This window comes from Streptococcus dentasini (assembly GCF_053206945.1).
Genome location: NZ_JBRUHS010000003.1, coordinates 39,964 through 56,830 on the forward strand (window position 1 = coordinate 39,964; position 16,867 = coordinate 56,830).

General features: G+C 40.1%; 20 protein-coding genes and 2 pseudogenes. 17 read left to right on the top strand and 5 right to left on the bottom strand.

What is annotated here, in order from left to right; all coding sequences use genetic code 11:
- Positions 1–83: 83 nt before the first annotated feature.
- The 11 genes and pseudogenes from rnpA to ACVR1G_RS03145 all read left to right on the top strand — a co-directional run bounded on the left by rnpA (position 84) and on the right by ACVR1G_RS03145 (position 7,785).
- Positions 84–449 carry a ribonuclease P protein component gene (gene rnpA, locus ACVR1G_RS03095; RefSeq protein ID WP_447451751.1) on the top strand — a complete coding sequence of 122 codons (366 nt, stop codon included), beginning with the start codon at positions 84–86 and terminating at the stop codon, positions 447–449.
- Positions 427–1,227 carry a YidC/Oxa1 family membrane protein insertase gene (locus tag ACVR1G_RS03100; RefSeq protein WP_447451963.1) on the top strand — a complete coding sequence of 267 codons (801 nt, stop codon included), beginning with the start codon at positions 427–429 and terminating at the stop codon, positions 1,225–1,227. Before rnpA ends, ACVR1G_RS03100 begins: the two co-directional genes overlap by 23 nt.
- A gap of 54 nt (positions 1,228–1,281) precedes the next feature.
- Positions 1,282–1,759 (top strand): annotated as a pseudogene (locus ACVR1G_RS03105) (Jag N-terminal domain-containing protein); the annotation flags it as partial.
- A gap of 227 nt (positions 1,760–1,986) precedes the next feature.
- Positions 1,987–2,415, top strand: a pseudogene (locus tag ACVR1G_RS03110) (Jag family protein); the annotation flags it as partial.
- 170 nt (positions 2,416–2,585) lie between these two features.
- Entirely contained in the window at positions 2,586–3,440 is an 855-nt protein-coding gene (locus ACVR1G_RS03115) for an ABC transporter ATP-binding protein (RefSeq protein ID WP_447451752.1), read from the top strand.
- On the top strand, positions 3,440–4,285 hold the full coding sequence (locus tag ACVR1G_RS03120; protein ID WP_447451753.1) for an ABC transporter permease: 846 nt from the start codon (positions 3,440–3,442) through the stop codon (positions 4,283–4,285). Before ACVR1G_RS03115 ends, ACVR1G_RS03120 begins: the two co-directional genes overlap by 1 nt.
- A 164-nt stretch (positions 4,286–4,449) precedes the next feature.
- On the top strand, positions 4,450–4,905 hold the full coding sequence (locus ACVR1G_RS03125) for a LytTR family DNA-binding domain-containing protein (protein WP_447451754.1): 456 nt from the start codon (positions 4,450–4,452) through the stop codon (positions 4,903–4,905).
- 9 nt (positions 4,906–4,914) lie between these two features.
- Complete coding sequence (locus ACVR1G_RS03130) at positions 4,915–5,322, top strand: DUF3021 domain-containing protein (RefSeq protein WP_447451755.1); 408 nt, start codon at positions 4,915–4,917, stop codon at positions 5,320–5,322.
- A 101-nt stretch (positions 5,323–5,423) separates the two neighbouring features.
- Positions 5,424–5,558 (top strand): 50S ribosomal protein L34, encoded by a 135-nt coding sequence (rpmH, locus tag ACVR1G_RS03135; RefSeq protein WP_002885866.1) that lies wholly within the window; start codon positions 5,424–5,426, stop codon positions 5,556–5,558.
- 115 nt (positions 5,559–5,673) lie between these two features.
- Positions 5,674–6,210 carry a DUF1307 domain-containing protein gene (locus ACVR1G_RS03140; protein ID WP_447451756.1) on the top strand — a complete coding sequence of 179 codons (537 nt, stop codon included), beginning with the start codon at positions 5,674–5,676 and terminating at the stop codon, positions 6,208–6,210.
- A gap of 132 nt (positions 6,211–6,342) precedes the next feature.
- Entirely contained in the window at positions 6,343–7,785 is a 1,443-nt protein-coding gene (locus tag ACVR1G_RS03145; RefSeq protein ID WP_447451757.1) for an IS1182 family transposase, read from the top strand.
- Between the two features lie 102 nt (positions 7,786–7,887).
- Here ACVR1G_RS03145 and ACVR1G_RS03150 read toward each other — a convergent pair whose 3' ends face one another.
- From ACVR1G_RS03150 to ACVR1G_RS03165, 4 genes are all read right to left on the bottom strand, one after another.
- Entirely contained in the window at positions 7,888–8,271 is a 384-nt protein-coding gene (locus ACVR1G_RS03150; RefSeq protein ID WP_447451758.1) for a hypothetical protein, read from the bottom strand.
- Position 8,272: 1 nt separating this feature from the next.
- Positions 8,273–8,860, bottom strand: coding sequence for a toxin-antitoxin system HicB family antitoxin (locus ACVR1G_RS03155; RefSeq protein ID WP_447451759.1), 588 nt, complete (start codon positions 8,858–8,860; stop codon positions 8,273–8,275).
- Positions 8,847–9,104: a HicA family toxin-antitoxin system gene (locus ACVR1G_RS03160; protein ID WP_447451760.1), complete on the bottom strand. Its 258-nt coding sequence runs from the start codon at positions 9,102–9,104 to the stop codon at positions 8,847–8,849. Before ACVR1G_RS03160 ends, ACVR1G_RS03155 begins: the two co-directional genes overlap by 14 nt.
- Before the next feature lie 244 nt (positions 9,105–9,348).
- Positions 9,349–9,912, bottom strand: coding sequence for a TetR/AcrR family transcriptional regulator (locus tag ACVR1G_RS03165; RefSeq protein WP_447451761.1), 564 nt, complete (start codon positions 9,910–9,912; stop codon positions 9,349–9,351).
- 120 nt (positions 9,913–10,032) lie between these two features.
- On the opposite strand from ACVR1G_RS03165, the gene ACVR1G_RS03170 reads away from it, so the two are divergent.
- Together ACVR1G_RS03170 and ACVR1G_RS03175 are read left to right on the top strand one after the other, a co-directional pair.
- Positions 10,033–11,214: a macrolide family glycosyltransferase gene (locus ACVR1G_RS03170; RefSeq protein ID WP_447451762.1), complete on the top strand. Its 1,182-nt coding sequence runs from the start codon at positions 10,033–10,035 to the stop codon at positions 11,212–11,214.
- 15 nt (positions 11,215–11,229) lie between these two features.
- The gene (locus ACVR1G_RS03175) at positions 11,230–12,045 is read left to right on the top strand and encodes a tyrosine-protein phosphatase (protein WP_447451763.1); all 816 of its coding nucleotides are present in this window, start codon (positions 11,230–11,232) and stop codon (positions 12,043–12,045) included.
- A gap of 273 nt (positions 12,046–12,318) precedes the next feature.
- Here the strand turns inward: ACVR1G_RS03175 and ACVR1G_RS03180 are convergent, their stop codons facing one another.
- Entirely contained in the window at positions 12,319–12,693 is a 375-nt protein-coding gene (locus ACVR1G_RS03180; protein ID WP_447451964.1) for a MerR family transcriptional regulator, read from the bottom strand.
- A gap of 78 nt (positions 12,694–12,771) precedes the next feature.
- Between ACVR1G_RS03180 and ACVR1G_RS03185 the strand changes: the two genes are divergently transcribed.
- The 4 genes from ACVR1G_RS03185 to rnmV all read left to right on the top strand — a co-directional run bounded on the left by ACVR1G_RS03185 (position 12,772) and on the right by rnmV (position 16,866).
- A complete protein-coding gene (locus ACVR1G_RS03185; protein ID WP_447451764.1) occupies positions 12,772–13,530 on the top strand; it encodes an SDR family NAD(P)-dependent oxidoreductase in 759 nt (252 codons plus the stop codon).
- Between the two features lie 280 nt (positions 13,531–13,810).
- Positions 13,811–15,253 carry an IS1182 family transposase gene (locus ACVR1G_RS03190; protein ID WP_447451765.1) on the top strand — a complete coding sequence of 481 codons (1,443 nt, stop codon included), beginning with the start codon at positions 13,811–13,813 and terminating at the stop codon, positions 15,251–15,253.
- A gap of 55 nt (positions 15,254–15,308) precedes the next feature.
- Positions 15,309–16,091, top strand: coding sequence for a TatD family hydrolase (locus tag ACVR1G_RS03195; protein ID WP_447451766.1), 783 nt, complete (start codon positions 15,309–15,311; stop codon positions 16,089–16,091).
- Between the two features lie 202 nt (positions 16,092–16,293).
- Positions 16,294–16,866, top strand: coding sequence for a ribonuclease M5 (gene rnmV / locus ACVR1G_RS03200; protein ID WP_447451767.1), 573 nt, complete (start codon positions 16,294–16,296; stop codon positions 16,864–16,866).
- Position 16,867 lies beyond the last annotated feature (1 nt).

The following is a 16,867-nucleotide window of genomic DNA, read 5'->3' on the forward strand; positions in this document are numbered from 1 at the left end:
GATAGTCCAAAATCTGAGGGATTTTGGGCTTTTTGGTCTTTTGTGGTATAATAAAGAATAATTTCGAGTGTTTGGAGACCGTGGTGAAAAAGACTTATCGAGTAAAGCGTCATCAAGATTTTCAGGCTATTTTTGGTCAGGGTAAGAGTGTAGCCAACCGAAAATTCGTCGTCTACAGTCTTGAGAGGCCGCAAAAACATTTCAGGGTGGGCTTATCTGTCAGTAAGAAGCTGGGGAATGCTGTCACCCGCAACCGTGTTAAACGAAAATTGAGGCATATTTTAATGGAGCTCTCGCCTGATCTGACAAAACATGATTTTGTTGTGATTGCCAGAAAAGGAGTGGAGGACTTGAACTATCAGGAAGTGAAGCAAAATTTGAAGCATGTATTAGCACTTGCTCAGCTGTATCGGAAAGGAAATGACTGTGAAGAAAACCATGAAGCTTAGTGGACTGGCTTTAGCCGCCCTTATCTTTTTATCGGCTTGCGGACGCAACGGCGAAGTGACCAGTTCCTCGACAGGCTGGGATCAGCTAGTCTATGGGTTCGGTCGGGCTATCCAATTTATGTCGTTTGGTGGCTCGGTTGGTATCGGTATTATTCTTTTTACTCTTTTGGTTCGAATTGCCCTGATTCCTCTCTATAATCGTCAGATTAAATCTAGTCAGGAAATGCAGGAATTACAGCCAGAACTCAAACGTATTCAAAAAGAATATGCGGACGATCGCAATATGCAGGCCCTAAAAACCCAGGAACTTTACAAAGAGAAAGGGATCAACCAATGGGCAGCTTTCCTGCCTTTAGTGATTCAGTTTCCTGTAATGCTGGCGCTCTATCAGGCCTTGATCAGGGTACCAGAGCTCAGTCGCGGTAGCTTTTTGATTTGGAATCTTGGTCGTAACGATACAACTTATATTTTGCCAGTCTTAGCAGCGCTCTTTACTTTCTTGTCCATGTGGCTGAGCAACAAGGCTGCCAAAGAGAAAAATGGTTTCATGACAGCAACCAGTATTATCATGCCCCTCTTTATTCTCTGGATTGGCGCCCGTTTCACCAGCGGTATCGCTCTCTATTGGGCTATCGGTAATGCTTTTCAGGTTGTTCAGATGCTGATTTTCAACAACCCCTTTAAGATTATTGCCGAGCGCGAGCGTCAGGAGCGTGAGGCCAAAGAGAGGGAAGCGAAAATTCGTCGTGCTAAGAAGAAGGCGCGTAAAAGACGTTAAGTAAACGCATCAGAAGGTAGATATTTTTTCTGTTAGCGAAGGAGAAGATAGATTATGGTTAAATTCACAGGTAACACTGTTGATGAGGCAATTGAGAACGGCTTACGTGAACTCGATATCACGAGGACTAAGGCCTCTATCCGTGTCCTATCCCGTGGAAAGAAAGGATTTTTTGGTTTTTGGAAGAAGCCAGCGGAGGTCGATGTCGAAGTCATTAATCGCACGACGGTTTCTCAGGCTGATCAAGAAATTGTCCGCAGTTTACCAAGAGCTTTAAGTAAGCAAGAAGTGTCTGAAGAAGCTCTGAAACAAGAGCAACTGGAAGCTCGTAAGGTTACCAGTATTATCAAGTATTTAGAAAAGCGTGGACAGATTGTCAATGATAATGTGAAATCAGAAATGCTGGATGCCAGACGATCGGTGACGGCTATTCTCAGCGACTTACTGCCAGATGAGATTGTCGAGGAGTATCGTCGGAAGAAAGAGGAGCTGGATGAAGAAGGACTGGATTGGGAGGATGAGTTAGACGATAGTTCAGCGGATGTTGTTGCCTTATCGCAGCAGCAAGAGGTGTCTGAAGGGGGGGCTGTTGCAGCGCCGGAGATAGCAGTTTCTAAAGGAACGGAAATTGCTGTAGCGGCTTCAACTGCCCATTCATCATCAGAAGTTGATTCCTTTGAAGCTTTTGTCGCCAGTGAGTTTGATCAAGTAGAGTCGTTGACCAGCAAAGATATCGAAAAGGCTGCAACAGATGTGGCTTCCTATATAGAAGCTATTATCTATGAAATGGATGTTGAAGCCAGTCTGACCACCAGACATACTAACCGTCAAATCACTGTTCAGATTGAAACACCTGAAGCAGGACGTGTTATCGGTTATCATGGGAAGGTACTCAAATCTCTGCAGGTTTTGGCACAAAATTATTTACATGACCACTATTCGCGCGCTTTTTCTATCACGCTCAATGTGCATGATTATGTCGAGCGGCGGATGGAGACCCTGAGTGAATTTGCTAAAAAAATTGCCTATAGGGTTATGGATAGCGGTAAATCTTATGCTATGGACAGTATGAGCAATGATGAGCGCAAAATTGTGCATAAGACCATTGCTAATATTAAGGGGGTTGACAGCTATTCAGAAGGAAGGGATCCTAAGCGTTATGTCGTTGTGATTCCCGACAGGACTTAGCAATAAAGTAAGGGAGCTGGGCGCGTACGGTCTGGCTCTTTTTTTGAGGAAAATTTTAAATAAGTGATATCTTCTTTTGCTACCGCTTACCTCCTTGTTTTTACCGCTTACTGGTATTTCAGTCACGAGAAGGGACATTTTTGCTACTATATGATGTGGAGGTGGGAGATATGTTAATGGAAACAAAATCATTAAGCAAAGTCTATGCTAATCAGACAGTTGTGGACCAGCTTGATTTACAGATTCCCAAGGGTAGTTTGGTAGCTTACTTAGGAACCAATGGTGCCGGAAAATCAACGACAATTAAAATGTTAACAGGACTTTTAAAACCAAGCTTTGGTGAGATTAAGGTTCTTCCTCAGGTCAAGATTGGTATTGTCTTTCAAGACAGCGTGCTTGATGAAGAATTGACTGTCAAGGCTAATCTCAACAACCGTGCAGGTCTATATCGTCAAATTGACAGGGACTGGTTGACTGATTTGATTGATATGACTGGATTGAAGGACTTTTTTCATCAAAAATACGGCACCTTATCTGGCGGTCAGCGCCGCCGCGTCGATATTGCACGTGCTCTTATCAGTAAGCCTGACCTCCTTTTTCTTGACGAGCCCACGACAGGGTTGGATATTCAGACGCGTCAGATGATTTGGGATTTGCTCTATCGCTTGAAAAAAGAAGAGGGTTTGACTATTTTTTTGACAACGCATTATCTAGAAGAAGCTGAAAATGCGGAAGTGACCTATGTCATTGATCAAGGAAAAATTTTAGCACAGGGAACAGCCTTTGAAATAATCAAGGAATATGCAAAGAGTCAGCTCCTTTTAAAAACAAAGGACCAGCAAAAATTGCTTGATTTCCCTTATGAGATAAGGAGGGTCGAAGCGGGCTATCTGGTGGAAGGATTATCCTCTCAGGAGGTTATTACTATACTTGCTGACTATCGGGATAGTATTATCGATTTTGAATTTAAACAAGGGACAATTAATGAAGCTTTTATGGCTATTACAGGAAGGGAGATTGACTAATGTTAGCTATTATCAAACGAAATCTAGCACTTTATTTTAGCAATAAGGCTAGTGTTTTTTTCTCCCTTATGGGGGCTTGGATTGCCTTTGCACTCTATATTATCTTCCTGCAAAAAAATATGCTGGATGCTTGGAGCAGTCTGGACCATCCAGAAAAATTCTTAGATAAATGGGTAATGGGAGGTATTCTAGCGGTTACTAGCATTACGACGACCTGGTCTAGTGCTGTGCGTCTGGTTCGTGATAAGGAAAGTCAAAAATTTAATGATTTTTTGCTGACAGAGACCTCTGCTTTTAAATTGAATCTTGGCTATCTTATCAGCACCAGCTTGATTGGTAGTATTATGCAGTTGGTCATGTATGGTGTTATGTCGCTCTATTTTGCCTGGCAGGATGGTTTAGGGTTTGATGGAGCTGCTCTTCCTAAAATTCTGGGACTCATGCTCTTGAGCTCGATCATGGCAGCTATCCTTAATTTGATCATCTTGCAATTTATTCATTCTGTTGAAGTTGCGGAACGCTTGGCTGTTATTATCGGGACAGCGTCTGGTTTTTTAGTTGGGGTTTACATGCCGATCGGTGGTTTGCCAGATATGGCTCAAAAGGTGATTAAATTAGTTCCAGGAGCCTATGTTGCTGCGGCTTTCCGTCAGATTCTCATCGGGGGTAAGATTCCTCAATGGCAGTCTCCCTTAGATTTAAAGGAATACCTAGGCATTAGTCTGGTTGTAAAGGATCATGTTATGACCTTGTCACAGAATGTTTTATTAAGTGCTGGTGTCACGCTTGTCAGCTTGCTTGTTTTGAGTATTCTTCTATTTGTCAAGAAGTCAGTTTTGCGATAAACTGATAAGAGTATTGGGGCAAAGTTTGAGTTGCTAGTGTAAATTCTGGTATGATTAATTAGGCATTTCTTGCTTGTCCAAAGACCAGAGCTGGGTTCTCCGGAATTTTGAGGCGGATTGGTGGTGGAATGCAGTAATACTATGCCAAGGGGGCAGAGAGACAGATGAATTACCGCTTTGAAGAAGATAAGAGCTTGGATCGGGAAGCAATTGAGGTAGTGGTTCGCAGCCAAATACTAAATGCAGAGGTGCAGCAAGTTTTGAATTATCTATCGGCTTACCAAACCGAGACTCCAGCCGTGTTGCCGCTTAAAACAGCTGATCGTATTGAAATGCTTAAGGTGCAAGATTTGATCTTTGTTGATGTCGATGGCAGCAGTTTGATCTTAGAAACCTTGCAGGGGCGCTATCAGACCAATGAGCGACTCTATAGGTTCAGTCAACGGCTCAATAATCCAGATTTTGTACAGGTATCTAAGCATGCCCTCTTGAATATTAACCATCTGGAAGCTTTGGAGGCCAGTTTTTCTGGTAACATGCTAGCTATTCTGACAGGGAAACGCAGACTAGATGTCAGCCGTCGCTATCTGCGCAATTTAGAGGAACGTTTAGGTTTATGAGGTGAGAAAATGAAGAGATTTTTGAGAAAAATGGCCCTATACGCTCTTATAGGTGTCGGCTTTGGTGGTTTCACCTATGTTGTCATCCTCTGGTTAAATGGTGCAGAAAGTCAGTCTGTGGAACAGATTGCCAATGTTGTATGGATCAGTGCTTTAATAGGATTGATTTCCATGATTTTTAGCTTTGAACGTCCTTCTTTTATAGCCCAGCTATTCCTTCATTTTTGTTTGGTCTATAGTCTGGTTATTCTTATGAATAGATTAAATGATTATGATGGGACTCTTTTTTCCCTCAGTTCGTTTGGTAACTTTATTTTATGCTATCTTATTATTTGGGGAATAGTTTATAGTATATGGCTTCATCGTATTGATAAGATTAACCATAAGCTAGCTGAAAAAAAGAAGAGTAAATCTTGACAAGCGTACCCATTTCCTATAGAATAATAAGGTATGTTTAGTAACTGATCACAATAATAGCCGGCTAAACGAATACGAAAATCTTAGAGGAGGTATTCAAGGTGAAACGTACGTATCAACCAAGTAAAATTCGTCGCCAACGTAAGCACGGATTCCGTCACCGTATGTCAACTAAAAACGGCCGCCGCGTGCTAGCAGCCCGCCGTCGTAAGGGACGTAAGGTATTGTCAGCTTAAGGGTGATAATGAATAAAAAGCCAATTCTTACTCGAGGGAATTGGCTTTTTAGATTTTTCTTGACCCTGCAGTAAAATACCTTATAATGGAGGGAGTGAAAAGATTGGAGATTTTTATGACTTTCAAAAAGGTGATTGTCAGCTTGCTGGCCTTGTTGGTCCTTGTCGGCTTGAGCGCATGTGGCGGTAGCAAGACATCTGATAATACTACAAATACTACCAGCAATAGTCAGGCTAGTCGGCAGCAGTCTGATTATCAGAAATTTGTTGCCGGTGAAAGGGATATCCGTAATCATTATGAGTACGCAGGGGATCAGCTATTGTTGTCGCAGACAAGCACAGTTGTCCTTTACTCGGCTTTGGGCGTTGATTCACCAGAGGCTGCGCAGGCCCACCATGAGCAAAACGGTGCGACTAAGTGGGATGGTATCGAAGGCATTGAGCATAAGATTGATTATCAGACAGATCGCCTGATAGAGGAGACAACTATTGATTATACCAAGGTTGATTTACAAGCTAATGCTGAACTTTTGCAGATTCAGTTGACAGATGGAAAAGCCCCCGATCAGATTAGTTACAGCCAAACCATTCAAGCCTTGCTAGCTGGTGGTTACACTGAGGTCAAAGATGGTAAATTCCAAGAACTAAACTAAAGAATAAGATAGCAGAGCCCAAATATGATTTGGGCTCTCAGACTGAAGACAAAGCTCTTAAAATTGAATTTCTAAGAGCTTTTTGCTCTGTTTAGGAGTATACTAAAAGAAAACGGTTTGTGAGGTAAGAGCATGTTTCACAAAGAAAAGCCAGATTATAATCGCCATCAGTACGGGTTCTATACGCTTGATCAGCTTGTTCCTGAGGATCACTTTCTGCGTAAAATTGAGGCTGTGATTGATTTTGACTTCATCTATGACTTAGTTGAAGATACTTACTCTTGTGATAATGGGCGTCCGAGTCTGGATCCTGTGACGCTTATCAAAATCCCTCTCATTCAATGTTTCTATGGCATTCGCTCTATGCGTCAGACCATCAAAGAGATTGAGGTGAATACTGCCTATCGTTGGTTTTTAGGACTAACTTTAGATGACAAGGTACCTCATTTTACCACCTATGGTAAGAATTACAGTCGGCGTTTCCAAGATAAACAGGTCATTTCTGAAATTTTCAATCAGGTGCTGCATCAAGCCCTGATGGCTGGTTTGATTGACCCCAATGAGATTTTCGTGGACGGCACTCACGTCAAAGCCGCAGCTAATAATCACAAGTATCGCAAGGAAATGGTGGAACAACAGGCTAAATTTATGAGTGACCAGCTGGAACTTGAAATTGATTTGGACAGGAAAAAGCACGCAAAAAAGTCGCTAAAGCCCGCCGCAAAAAGCGAGGCTAAAGAAAAGAAAGTCTCAACGACTGACCCGGAGAGCGGTTGGTTTCATAAAGGTGAGCATAAAGAAGTTTTTGCCTATAATGCTCAGTTTGCCTGCGACAAACATGGCTGGGCATTAGCCTATAGTGTAGAAGCAGGGAATGTCCATGACAGCCAAGCTTTTCCTGCCCTGTTTGCCAAACTTGAGCCCTTCAGTCCTCACTTCCTGATCGCTGATTCAGGTTATAAAACGCCTTCTATCGCTAAATTCTTGCTGGATAAAAACATTACCCCTGTTTTTCCTTACACCAGACCGAAAGGAAAGAAAGGGCTGTTACAGCCTAAGGATTTTGTTTACGATGAGTATTATGATTGTTATCTTTGTCCTGAAAATCAGACGTTAGAGTATTGTACAACGACTCGTGAGGGCTATCGGGAGTATAAGAGTAAGGCCAAGATTTGTGCCACTTGTCCTTTATTAGGGAGTTGCACAGAGAGTCAGAAGCATCAAAAAGTCGTCACGAGACATCTTTGGAAAGAGGATATGGAGATTTGTGAGGACATTCGCTATCAAAGAGGGATGAGGGAACGCTACCAACATCGAAAAGAAACCATTGAACGTCTCTTTGGGGCAGCTAAAGACTATCACAATCTCAGATATACGAGAGAGATTGGCAAGTCCAAAATGGAGGATAAGGTTGGGCTGATTTTAGCGTGTTTAAATCTCAAAAAACTGGTAAAAATGATGGCAGGAAGGCCTTTTTATTTTGGACAGCTTCAGCTTTTTTACCCATTTTTCATCTCAAAGATAAGAGACACCAAAAAAGACAAACTCCCAAAAAGAAGTTTGTCTTCGGTCTGAAAAGCCTATGAAACCAACGTTTCAAAGGCTTTTTTCTTTTTATTTTAGCAAAATAACTGATTATATATTTTGAACTAGATTAGAGGCAAAAATGGATAATATCTATTCTTGATTAAAATCTATATTTGGAATCTGAATAGCTCCATAAGCTCCCTCAGAAAATAAACCAATATATAATCTGAACTTTTCTATCATCGGTGTAACAAGTGCTTGTTGAAATTCACTATCTTGTGAAATATCTTCTGGTAAATCTGAAGCCAAGACAGAATACATTGCATCAATTTCGGCAATAACTCGGTATTGACTATCTGGGTAAGAAATTTCCATCTTTATTAGAATAAGTTGATTCTCTTGCCCTTCCTCTCTATCAGGAAGATTCATATTAATTGAGGCCCTACCATCTTCTTCAACCTCCCCAGAATTATGAATATTAAATTCAAATTTACTAAATGTTATTCTTCTTATCTCTATATTTTTTGACTTCATTTTATCCTCCAATAGACCATGAAAATGCTTTATTTTCCTGTAGTCTATCTTTAGTAATATTTTGTTCTTTATATGGTTGTATTTTTTCAGATTGATTTTTTACGATAATTGTTTGATGAATATGTTGTTCTGGTGCTGAAACCTTTTCTACGATAGTTCGACTAAATTGCTTAGTCATAATTTCAATTTGATTAGTTAATTGTTCAATAACATTTTGAGTTTGTTTGAATAATCCATCATTGATTAATTGTACCAAAGTTTGATTTAAACTAACGCCCTCTATTTCAGAACGTTCCTTGACACTTTTATGCAACGTTTTAGGTAATCTTAAAGTAACCTTTCCGCTGAAATCTTCTAAAGAAGATTCAAAAGGTTCTTTAATCTCTCTTCCCCATTCAAGATTTGCCTCAATCCAGTCTTCCTTGGCTAATTCAATTTCATCATAAACTTCTTCTAAAGATTCACCATAAACGATTAGCCCTGGTAATTCTTTAATAGAGGCAGTGAACAATAGCTCACCCTCATCATTAGTTCGATTAATCACAATTGGATAGTTCAACCCAAGATAGTACTCCTTATCTTTCATCATTTAAACCCTCCTCTAATTCTATCACTTTCTCAATCATCTTTATAACATGCTTTACATAAACTGGTTTAATCGGCTTATGTCGCGGTATCGGAAAACTCTCTTCTAATAAGGAATGAGAAGTAATTGAATGATTGGTTCCTTGCTTCCACATAAAACCATATTTTTTACATATAGCTTCTAAACGCTTAGGGGTAACAGATTTGGGATCATTTTTTATTTTTTGCAAATCTTTTTCTTTGCCCATTATATACCTCATTTATTGTGACACCATATATAGTGTCATATTGATTATATAAAAAAAAGTTGATAATTTCAATAACTTCCTCTATTTTTTCAAAGTAACTGATTAACCTAAATCAATTCATCATACCAGCCAAATCTAGCATAGCTTTTTCAATCTTATCTTTTCCTTTTTACATAGAAAGAGCTGATTATGTTTTTATCAAGTAATATTCTACTACAATTGCATTGGTAACTGGTGGTGCCTTTCATTTCTTTCTTGCCTTTTCTAATAAAGAAACTAAATCGTAAGTCTCTTCAATAAATTGTTGGCGACTGTAATTCTTTTGCGATAGGAACCACTCAATCATAGCGATGAGTCCGGCAGTTCGGATATGAATGGTAAAATCTTTTGAGTTTCCTATTTTCTCAGAAAAGAAGTTATCGTGTTCTGTTAAAAACACTTTAAGGACTTTACGTATTGAATGAATGGCAAAAGGATAGTTGGTTTCATTAAATAAACGTTTGAAAAAGACAGTATTTCCCTGAAGATAATCATACAGCTTAGCCAAACTAACAGCAAGCAGGTCTTGTTGATTGACGGATTGACTCAAATCGCTTTCACTAACAATCGGCAGCAGACTTAATAGATAAGCATCTAACAAAGCGTATTTATCTTCAAAATGAAGGTAGAAAGTTGAGCGATTGATATCAGCCAAGCGACTAATATCATTAACGGTCATCTCTGTCAAATCTTTTTCCAAAAACAAGGCTGTGAATGCTTCATAGATAGATTTTTGTGTGCGTTTGAAACGGCGATCCTGTTTATTCATGGGGAACTTCCTAGATAATATTAGATATGTGTTGATTATACAACAAATAGTGTTTTTTGCCCATTGTTTCCTTATTTTCATCTGATAAACTAAAAGCATTAAGAAATAGGGGGAAAAACAATGAAACGTATTATCTTTATGGGGGTCCCTGCATTTGGTCATACCAACCCAACTTTATTAGTGGTTCAAAAATTAATTGAACAAGGCCATCAGGTTCGCTACTACACAGTCTCCAATTTTAAAGAGACCTTAGAAAAACTTGGTGCTGAAGTGGTTTGTTACGATGAGAAAATAGATAATATGACAGTGGAACACGTTAATCAGCCAACCCATAATCAGAAAAATCATTTTTCGGCCCTTTTATCAATTGTTTCAAAAGCCATTGAAGATATTCTAAATACCTATCTGGAAGAAATTAGATCTTGGCTGCCTGATATTATTGTCGGTGACTCCCTTGCTCTATGGGCTTCTGTTATCGCTGATTATTTAGGTGTCCCCTATGTGTCTTACAATACACATTTCGCTTTTAACAAGCATACACCAACCATGTTAAGTGATGCTTCACATAAAGACAATTTCAAAATGGTTTTACAATTGCCTGAAATAATGACCAATTACCAAAAAATAAAAAAGCTGGGCTATCCAACCAAGCATGTCACTGATCTGGCCTTAACCAGAACGGATTGTCCTGTCATCGTGACAACATCACAAAATTTCCAGCCTGCTGGTGCTACTTTTGAAGAAAATGTTCATTTTGTCGGACCAATTATTAGAGAAAGTGCTGCAAGCTGGAAAAAATCTAATCGTCCGCTGATTTACATTTCTCTGGGAACAGTTAACAATCAGGCTAGCCGCTTTTATCGTAACTGTTTCACAGCCTTGGGAAATAAAGAGGTTGACATTCTTTTATCTGTCGGCGTTAAAACGAATATTAGTTCATTAGGTCAGATACCGCAAAATTTTCAAGTCGTTCATTCTGTTGATCAAATCGCGGTCCTGAAATCAGCTGATGTTTTCCTCACCCACTGTGGTTTAAACAGTACAAGCGAAGCTCTCTATTATGAAGTTCCTCTCCTTGTTTTTCCGCAAACAGTAGAACAAAATATGGTGGCTGAACAAGTGCTTGCAGCAGGTGCTGGCTTTAAGCTGGAAAATGGTGAACCTTCAACTATAGCTCAAGGCATTGACAACATCCTTCATCACGCTAATTATAAAAAAGAGGCTAGCAAAGTATCACAAGATTTTAAAGCTAGCGGCGGTGTTGATGCGGCCCTACAAATCATTTTAAATCCAAAACAATAATAAGGTAAACTATCTATGAACAGATCTGAAAGATCGACCAAAGAAACCGAACAAGAAATCATCTGTCATACCATAAATAACCTACGTGATTTAGGTGGTTACAAAACTATTGACGGAAAAACAGTCAAACACCGTCTCCTCTTCAGAGGACCTGCCCTAACAGATCTTTCTCAGGATGCTAAATCGGCGATAAATAGTTTAGAGCTCAAACAAATTTTAGATTTGAGATCAGAGCAAGAAGCCCTAAAAGCACCTGATTATATTCCTCAAAATTGTGCTTATATGAGATTCTGTGCCAGTGTTATTGATGGCAGAGAAGTTGACCTGTCTCCAGAAGCATTTAACCAAAATCTTTTCAAAAACTTTTCAAGTCTTATTCGACTGATAAAAAATACCATCAATCAAACGAGTTATAACAATATGAGCTTTTCAAATCCAGCTTTCCACGAACTGTTTCAATTACTAGAAAATCAAAAGGTGCCTCTCTACTTCCATTGCTCAGCTGGAAAAGACCGGACAGGTCTGGCAGCACTTCTTATCTTATTAGCATTAGGAGTGAGCAAAGAAGTAGCCTTAGATGATTTTGAATTTACCAATCATTTCTATGCAGAAAAAATTAAGTCGGCACAGCAAAAACACCGCTTACTGTGCCGATTTTCAAAAAAAGCAAGATTACTTATCCAAGCAAGCGAAGGAGTGTCAAGACAAACCGCCGAACACGCTCTGCAAGCTATTTTAGATAAATATGATACGTTTGAAAACTATTTTTATCAAGAATTTGGTCTTGACGAAGCGAGACTAAAACAGCTTCGTCAAAATTATACCACCTAAAAATACTTTAAAATCACCAGAGAAATAAAGTATCACTTCAGACTTGGAGATGCTGGTTTGTTTTAAAAGGCATGTTTAGTTTTTATTATTCCAAGCCTACAAAAATTGGGATTCAATAGTGTAATAGCTAAAGAGGGAGAACAGCAGTCTTAAAAATTATTGAAGACGCTAAAGTAAAAAAGCAAACACGGTGATTTAATAATGTTTGTATTTGTAACATATAAAAAGTAAAAAAGCTTATGAAATCAACGTTTCAAAGGCTTTTTTGCTTGTCTAAAACAGTGTCTTAGTCGATTGACTTTCTCCTTCATTTTTCTTTATCTCCCCTTTATAGAATTCAATCTTCTCAAGCAATTTCTCTCTATTTTCCAGTAGCTCTGCGATATTGCTATCTAATACTTTTAAGTGGGTTTCCAGTAATTCCAACCTCTCCTGATAGGTAGCATCCCCTTGCAATCGCAGGTCTGAATAGATCTTGATTTCCTTGATAGGCATCCCAACTCGCTTTAAACGCTGAATAAATTGGAGCCACCTATAGTCATTTTCGTCATAATAACGTCTGCCTCCCTCGTCTCTCTTGGGCGATAACAACCCTTCTTTCTCATAATATCTTAGGGTATGGATACTAAGACGAGTCAATTGCGTAATTCATACTGATTTCCTCCTTGACCTAGAGTTAACTCTAGAAGCTATAATAAGTATAGCTCAAAAAGGAGGAATTTAACAATGACCATCCCACTCAATCAATATGTTTGTATTACCGGTGCCAGTTCCGGGATTGGCCTTGAGGCCGCAAAAGCCTTTGCACATCTCGGCTTTCATCTCATTCTAGCAGCAAGACGAGAGGAATTACTAGAGGATTTAAAGCGAGAAATCCTTCAGACCCATCCTAACTTAGATATTATGGTCAAAAAAGTTGATTTATCTGCTTCAGATAATGCTTATCAGCTGTATGAAGATTTAAAAGATTATCATATCTCAGTCTGGATTAATAACGCTGGTTTTGGCAATTATGACAGCGTCGCTAAGCAAAATCTAGAGAAAATGTCAACTATGATTCATTTGAACATTGAAGCTTTGACTATACTATCTACACTCTATGTCAGAGATTATCAAGATGTTGATGGCGCTCAGCTGATCAATATCTCATCTCGCGGCGGTTACATGCTGGTCAGCAATGCCGTCACCTACTGTGCGACAAAGTTTTATGTCAGTGCCTTCACTGAAGGACTCGCTCTTGAGATGCAAAACAACGGCCATAAACTACAAGCAAAAGTCCTTGCTCCCGCGGCAACGAAAACAGCATTCGGCAAGGTAGCAACTGATTCCACTCAATATGATTATGACCAACATTTCAAGCAATACCATACAGCACAGGAAATGGCTGATTTTCTCATCCGACTCTATCAAAGTAGTGACGTGGTAGGTTTAGTCGATGTCGCAGATTTTAGTTTTCAACTAAGCGGACCGCTCTTTCCTTATTAATGTTAAAAGCCTGCGAAGTTAGTTGTAAGTTAAACACAGAAAAACCAAGGTGTAACTTTTAATTTCTATTGTAACACTTATCTTGATAAATTTCTTTTATATTCAAAATAAGTTTTCTCTACCTTTTAGGATAGAAAATTGAATCGGATAATACAAAAAAGACATTCTATTATTTTTAGGATGTCTCAGACTGAAGACAAAGCTCTTAAAATTGAATTTCTAAGAGCTTTTTGCTCTGTTTAGGAGTATACTAAAAGAAAACGGTTTGTGAGGTAAGAGCATGTTTCACAAAGAAAAGCCAGATTATAATCGCCATCAGTACGGGTTCTATACGCTTGATCAGCTTGTTCCTGAGGATCACTTTCTGCGTAAAATTGAGGCTGTGATTGATTTTGACTTCATCTATGACTTAGTTGAAGATACTTACTCTTGTGATAATGGGCGTCCGAGTCTGGATCCTGTGACGCTTATCAAAATCCCTCTCATTCAATGTTTCTATGGCATTCGCTCTATGCGTCAGACCATCAAAGAGATTGAGGTGAATACTGCCTATCGTTGGTTTTTAGGACTAACTTTAGATGACAAGGTACCTCATTTTACCACCTATGGTAAGAATTACAGTCGGCGTTTCCAAGATAAACAGGTCATTTCTGAAATTTTCAATCAGGTGCTGCATCAAGCCCTGATGGCTGGTTTGATTGACCCCAATGAGATTTTCGTGGACGGCACTCACGTCAAAGCCGCAGCTAATAATCACAAGTATCGCAAGGAAATGGTGGAACAACAGGCTAAATTTATGAGTGACCAGCTGGAACTTGAAATTGATTTGGACAGGAAAAAGCACGCAAAAAAGTCGCTAAAGCCCGCCGCAAAAAGCGAGGCTAAAGAAAAGAAAGTCTCAACGACTGACCCGGAGAGCGGTTGGTTTCATAAAGGTGAGCATAAAGAAGTTTTTGCCTATAATGCTCAGTTTGCCTGCGACAAACATGGCTGGGCATTAGCCTATAGTGTAGAAGCAGGGAATGTCCATGACAGCCAAGCTTTTCCTGCCCTGTTTGCCAAACTTGAGCCCTTCAGTCCTCACTTCCTGATCGCTGATTCAGGTTATAAAACGCCTTCTATCGCTAAATTCTTGCTGGATAAAAACATTACCCCTGTTTTTCCTTACACCAGACCGAAAGGAAAGAAAGGGCTGTTACAGCCTAAGGATTTTGTTTACGATGAGTATTATGATTGTTATCTTTGTCCTGAAAATCAGACGTTAGAGTATTGTACAACGACTCGTGAGGGCTATCGGGAGTATAAGAGTAAGGCCAAGATTTGTGCCACTTGTCCTTTATTAGGGAGTTGCACAGAGAGTCAGAAGCATCAAAAAGTCGTCACGAGACATCTTTGGAAAGAGGATATGGAGATTTGTGAGGACATTCGCTATCAAAGAGGGATGAGGGAACGCTACCAACATCGAAAAGAAACCATTGAACGTCTCTTTGGGGCAGCTAAAGACTATCACAATCTCAGATATACGAGAGAGATTGGCAAGTCCAAAATGGAGGATAAGGTTGGGCTGATTTTAGCGTGTTTAAATCTCAAAAAACTGGTAAAAATGATGGCAGGAAGGCCTTTTTATTTTGGACAGCTTCAGCTTTTTTACCCATTTTTCATCTCAAAGATAAGAGACACCAAAAAAGACAAACTCCCAAAAAGAAGTTTGTCTACAGTCTGAGAGCCCAAATATGATTTGGGCTCTTTTTATCTGGACTTTGTGATAAAATAAAGGCATGAATATATTCGATACCCATACTCATTTAAACGTAGAAAATTTTGCAGGAAAAGAAGCAGAAGAAATTGCAGCAGCGCGTGAACTCGGTGTGACGAGGATGAACATCGTTGGTTTTGATGAACCGACGATTAAGCGGAGTTTGGAATTGTCTGCCCAGTTTTCTGAGCTTTATTCGACTATCGGCTGGCATCCGACTGAGGCTGGCTCCTACACGCAGGAAGTGGAGGAGATGATTGTTTGTCATCTGTCCAATCCGCGCGTGGTTGCTCTTGGTGAGATTGGGCTGGATTACCACTGGATGGAAGATCCCAAAGAAGTTCAAATTGAGGTCTTTAAACGCCAAATCCAGCTATCTAAGGACCATGACCTGCCTTTTGTGGTGCATACCCGTGATGCCCTAGAGGACACTTATGAGGTCGTTAAGGAGGTTGGCGTCGGCCCCCGTGGTGGGATCATGCACTCCTACTCAGGTTCCTTGGAAATGGCACAGCGTTTTGTCGAACTTGGCATGCTGATTTCCTTTTCGGGTGTGGTCACCTTTAAGAAGGCTCTGGATGTACAGGAAGCAGCCACTGCTTTACCAATGGATAAAATTTTAGTTGAGACTGATGCACCCTACCTGGCACCAGTACCTAAACGCGGCCGAGAAAACCGCACAGCCTATACTCGCTATGTTGTCGATAAGATTGCTGAACTCCGTGGACTAACCACCGAAGAAGTCGCACAAGCTACTTATGATAATGCTATAAAAGTGTTTGGATTGGAGAATAGAGGCGAGTAAAGCGAGCTTACTCCGAACAGACCGTGAAACCTTATGATAAAAAACATTGAAGAAGAGAATGGCACTCCAAGGCCGCCTAAGCCGATGGTTTTCGCCGTGACGAGGGATTTTTAAAACGTTAAGTTCAAAACTAAGTCATGGAAGGACGAAAGGCGATCGCTGACGTCCCCATCACTTAAGAAAACTATCAAAAAACAAAATTATGGAAAATAAAATTAAAATACAAGAAGTCCTCGTTGTTGAGGGCAAGAGTGACACTGCCAACCTGCGCCGTTTCTATGAGGTTGACACCTACGAAACCAAGGGTTCTGCCATTACCGATGAGGATCTAGAACGCATCGCTTATCTCAATGAGTTACGAGGTGTCATCGTCTTCACCGATCCCGACTATAATGGGGAGCGTATCCGAAAAATCATCATGGAGGCTGTACCGACAGCCAAACATGCCTTTCTTAACCGCGATGAAGCTGTACCAAAATCAAAAACCAAGGGGCGCTCGCTCGGTGTTGAGCATGCCTCTTTTGAGGATTTGCAAAGGGCTCTGGCAGGGGTGCTTAGTAGCTATGATGATGAAAACCATTTTGATATTACCCAATCCGATCTCGTTCGTCTCGGCCTTCTCATGGGAGCTGACAGTCGTCAGCGCCGTGAGTATCTCGGTGAACAGTTGCGAATAGGTTACACCAACGGTAAGCAACTCCTCAAACGTTTGGAATTGTTCGGAGTGACGCTGGCAGAGGTTGAAGAAGTGATGGAGAATTATCAAAAAAATTAAA

What these genes read in the sequence shown, in the direction of transcription:
- ACVR1G_RS03170 (WP_447451762.1), top strand. Translation starts at nt 10,033, where the DNA reads ATGAAACGTATTATCTTTATGGGGGTCCCTGCATTTGGTCATACCAAC.
- ACVR1G_RS03175 (WP_447451763.1), top strand. Translation starts at nt 11,230, where the DNA reads ATGAACAGATCTGAAAGATCGACCAAAGAAACCGAACAAGAAATCATC.
- ACVR1G_RS03160 (WP_447451760.1), bottom strand. Translation starts at nt 9,104, where the DNA reads ATGGGCAAAGAAAAAGATTTGCAAAAAATAAAAAATGATCCCAAATCT.
- ACVR1G_RS03130 (WP_447451755.1), top strand. Translation starts at nt 4,915, where the DNA reads ATGAAGAGATTTTTGAGAAAAATGGCCCTATACGCTCTTATAGGTGTC.
- ACVR1G_RS03155 (WP_447451759.1), bottom strand. Translation starts at nt 8,860, where the DNA reads ATGATGAAAGATAAGGAGTACTATCTTGGGTTGAACTATCCAATTGTG.
- ACVR1G_RS03195 (WP_447451766.1), top strand. Translation starts at nt 15,309, where the DNA reads ATGAATATATTCGATACCCATACTCATTTAAACGTAGAAAATTTTGCA.
- ACVR1G_RS03185 (WP_447451764.1), top strand. Translation starts at nt 12,772, where the DNA reads ATGACCATCCCACTCAATCAATATGTTTGTATTACCGGTGCCAGTTCC.
- ACVR1G_RS03145 (WP_447451757.1), top strand. Translation starts at nt 6,343, where the DNA reads ATGTTTCACAAAGAAAAGCCAGATTATAATCGCCATCAGTACGGGTTC.
- ACVR1G_RS03115 (WP_447451752.1), top strand. Translation starts at nt 2,586, where the DNA reads ATGTTAATGGAAACAAAATCATTAAGCAAAGTCTATGCTAATCAGACA.
- ACVR1G_RS03165 (WP_447451761.1), bottom strand. Translation starts at nt 9,912, where the DNA reads ATGAATAAACAGGATCGCCGTTTCAAACGCACACAAAAATCTATCTAT.
- ACVR1G_RS03150 (WP_447451758.1), bottom strand. Translation starts at nt 8,271, where the DNA reads ATGAAGTCAAAAAATATAGAGATAAGAAGAATAACATTTAGTAAATTT.
- ACVR1G_RS03190 (WP_447451765.1), top strand. Translation starts at nt 13,811, where the DNA reads ATGTTTCACAAAGAAAAGCCAGATTATAATCGCCATCAGTACGGGTTC.
- ACVR1G_RS03120 (WP_447451753.1), top strand. Translation starts at nt 3,440, where the DNA reads ATGTTAGCTATTATCAAACGAAATCTAGCACTTTATTTTAGCAATAAG.
- ACVR1G_RS03125 (WP_447451754.1), top strand. Translation starts at nt 4,450, where the DNA reads ATGAATTACCGCTTTGAAGAAGATAAGAGCTTGGATCGGGAAGCAATT.
- rnmV (WP_447451767.1), top strand. Translation starts at nt 16,294, where the DNA reads ATGGAAAATAAAATTAAAATACAAGAAGTCCTCGTTGTTGAGGGCAAG.
- ACVR1G_RS03140 (WP_447451756.1), top strand. Translation starts at nt 5,674, where the DNA reads ATGACTTTCAAAAAGGTGATTGTCAGCTTGCTGGCCTTGTTGGTCCTT.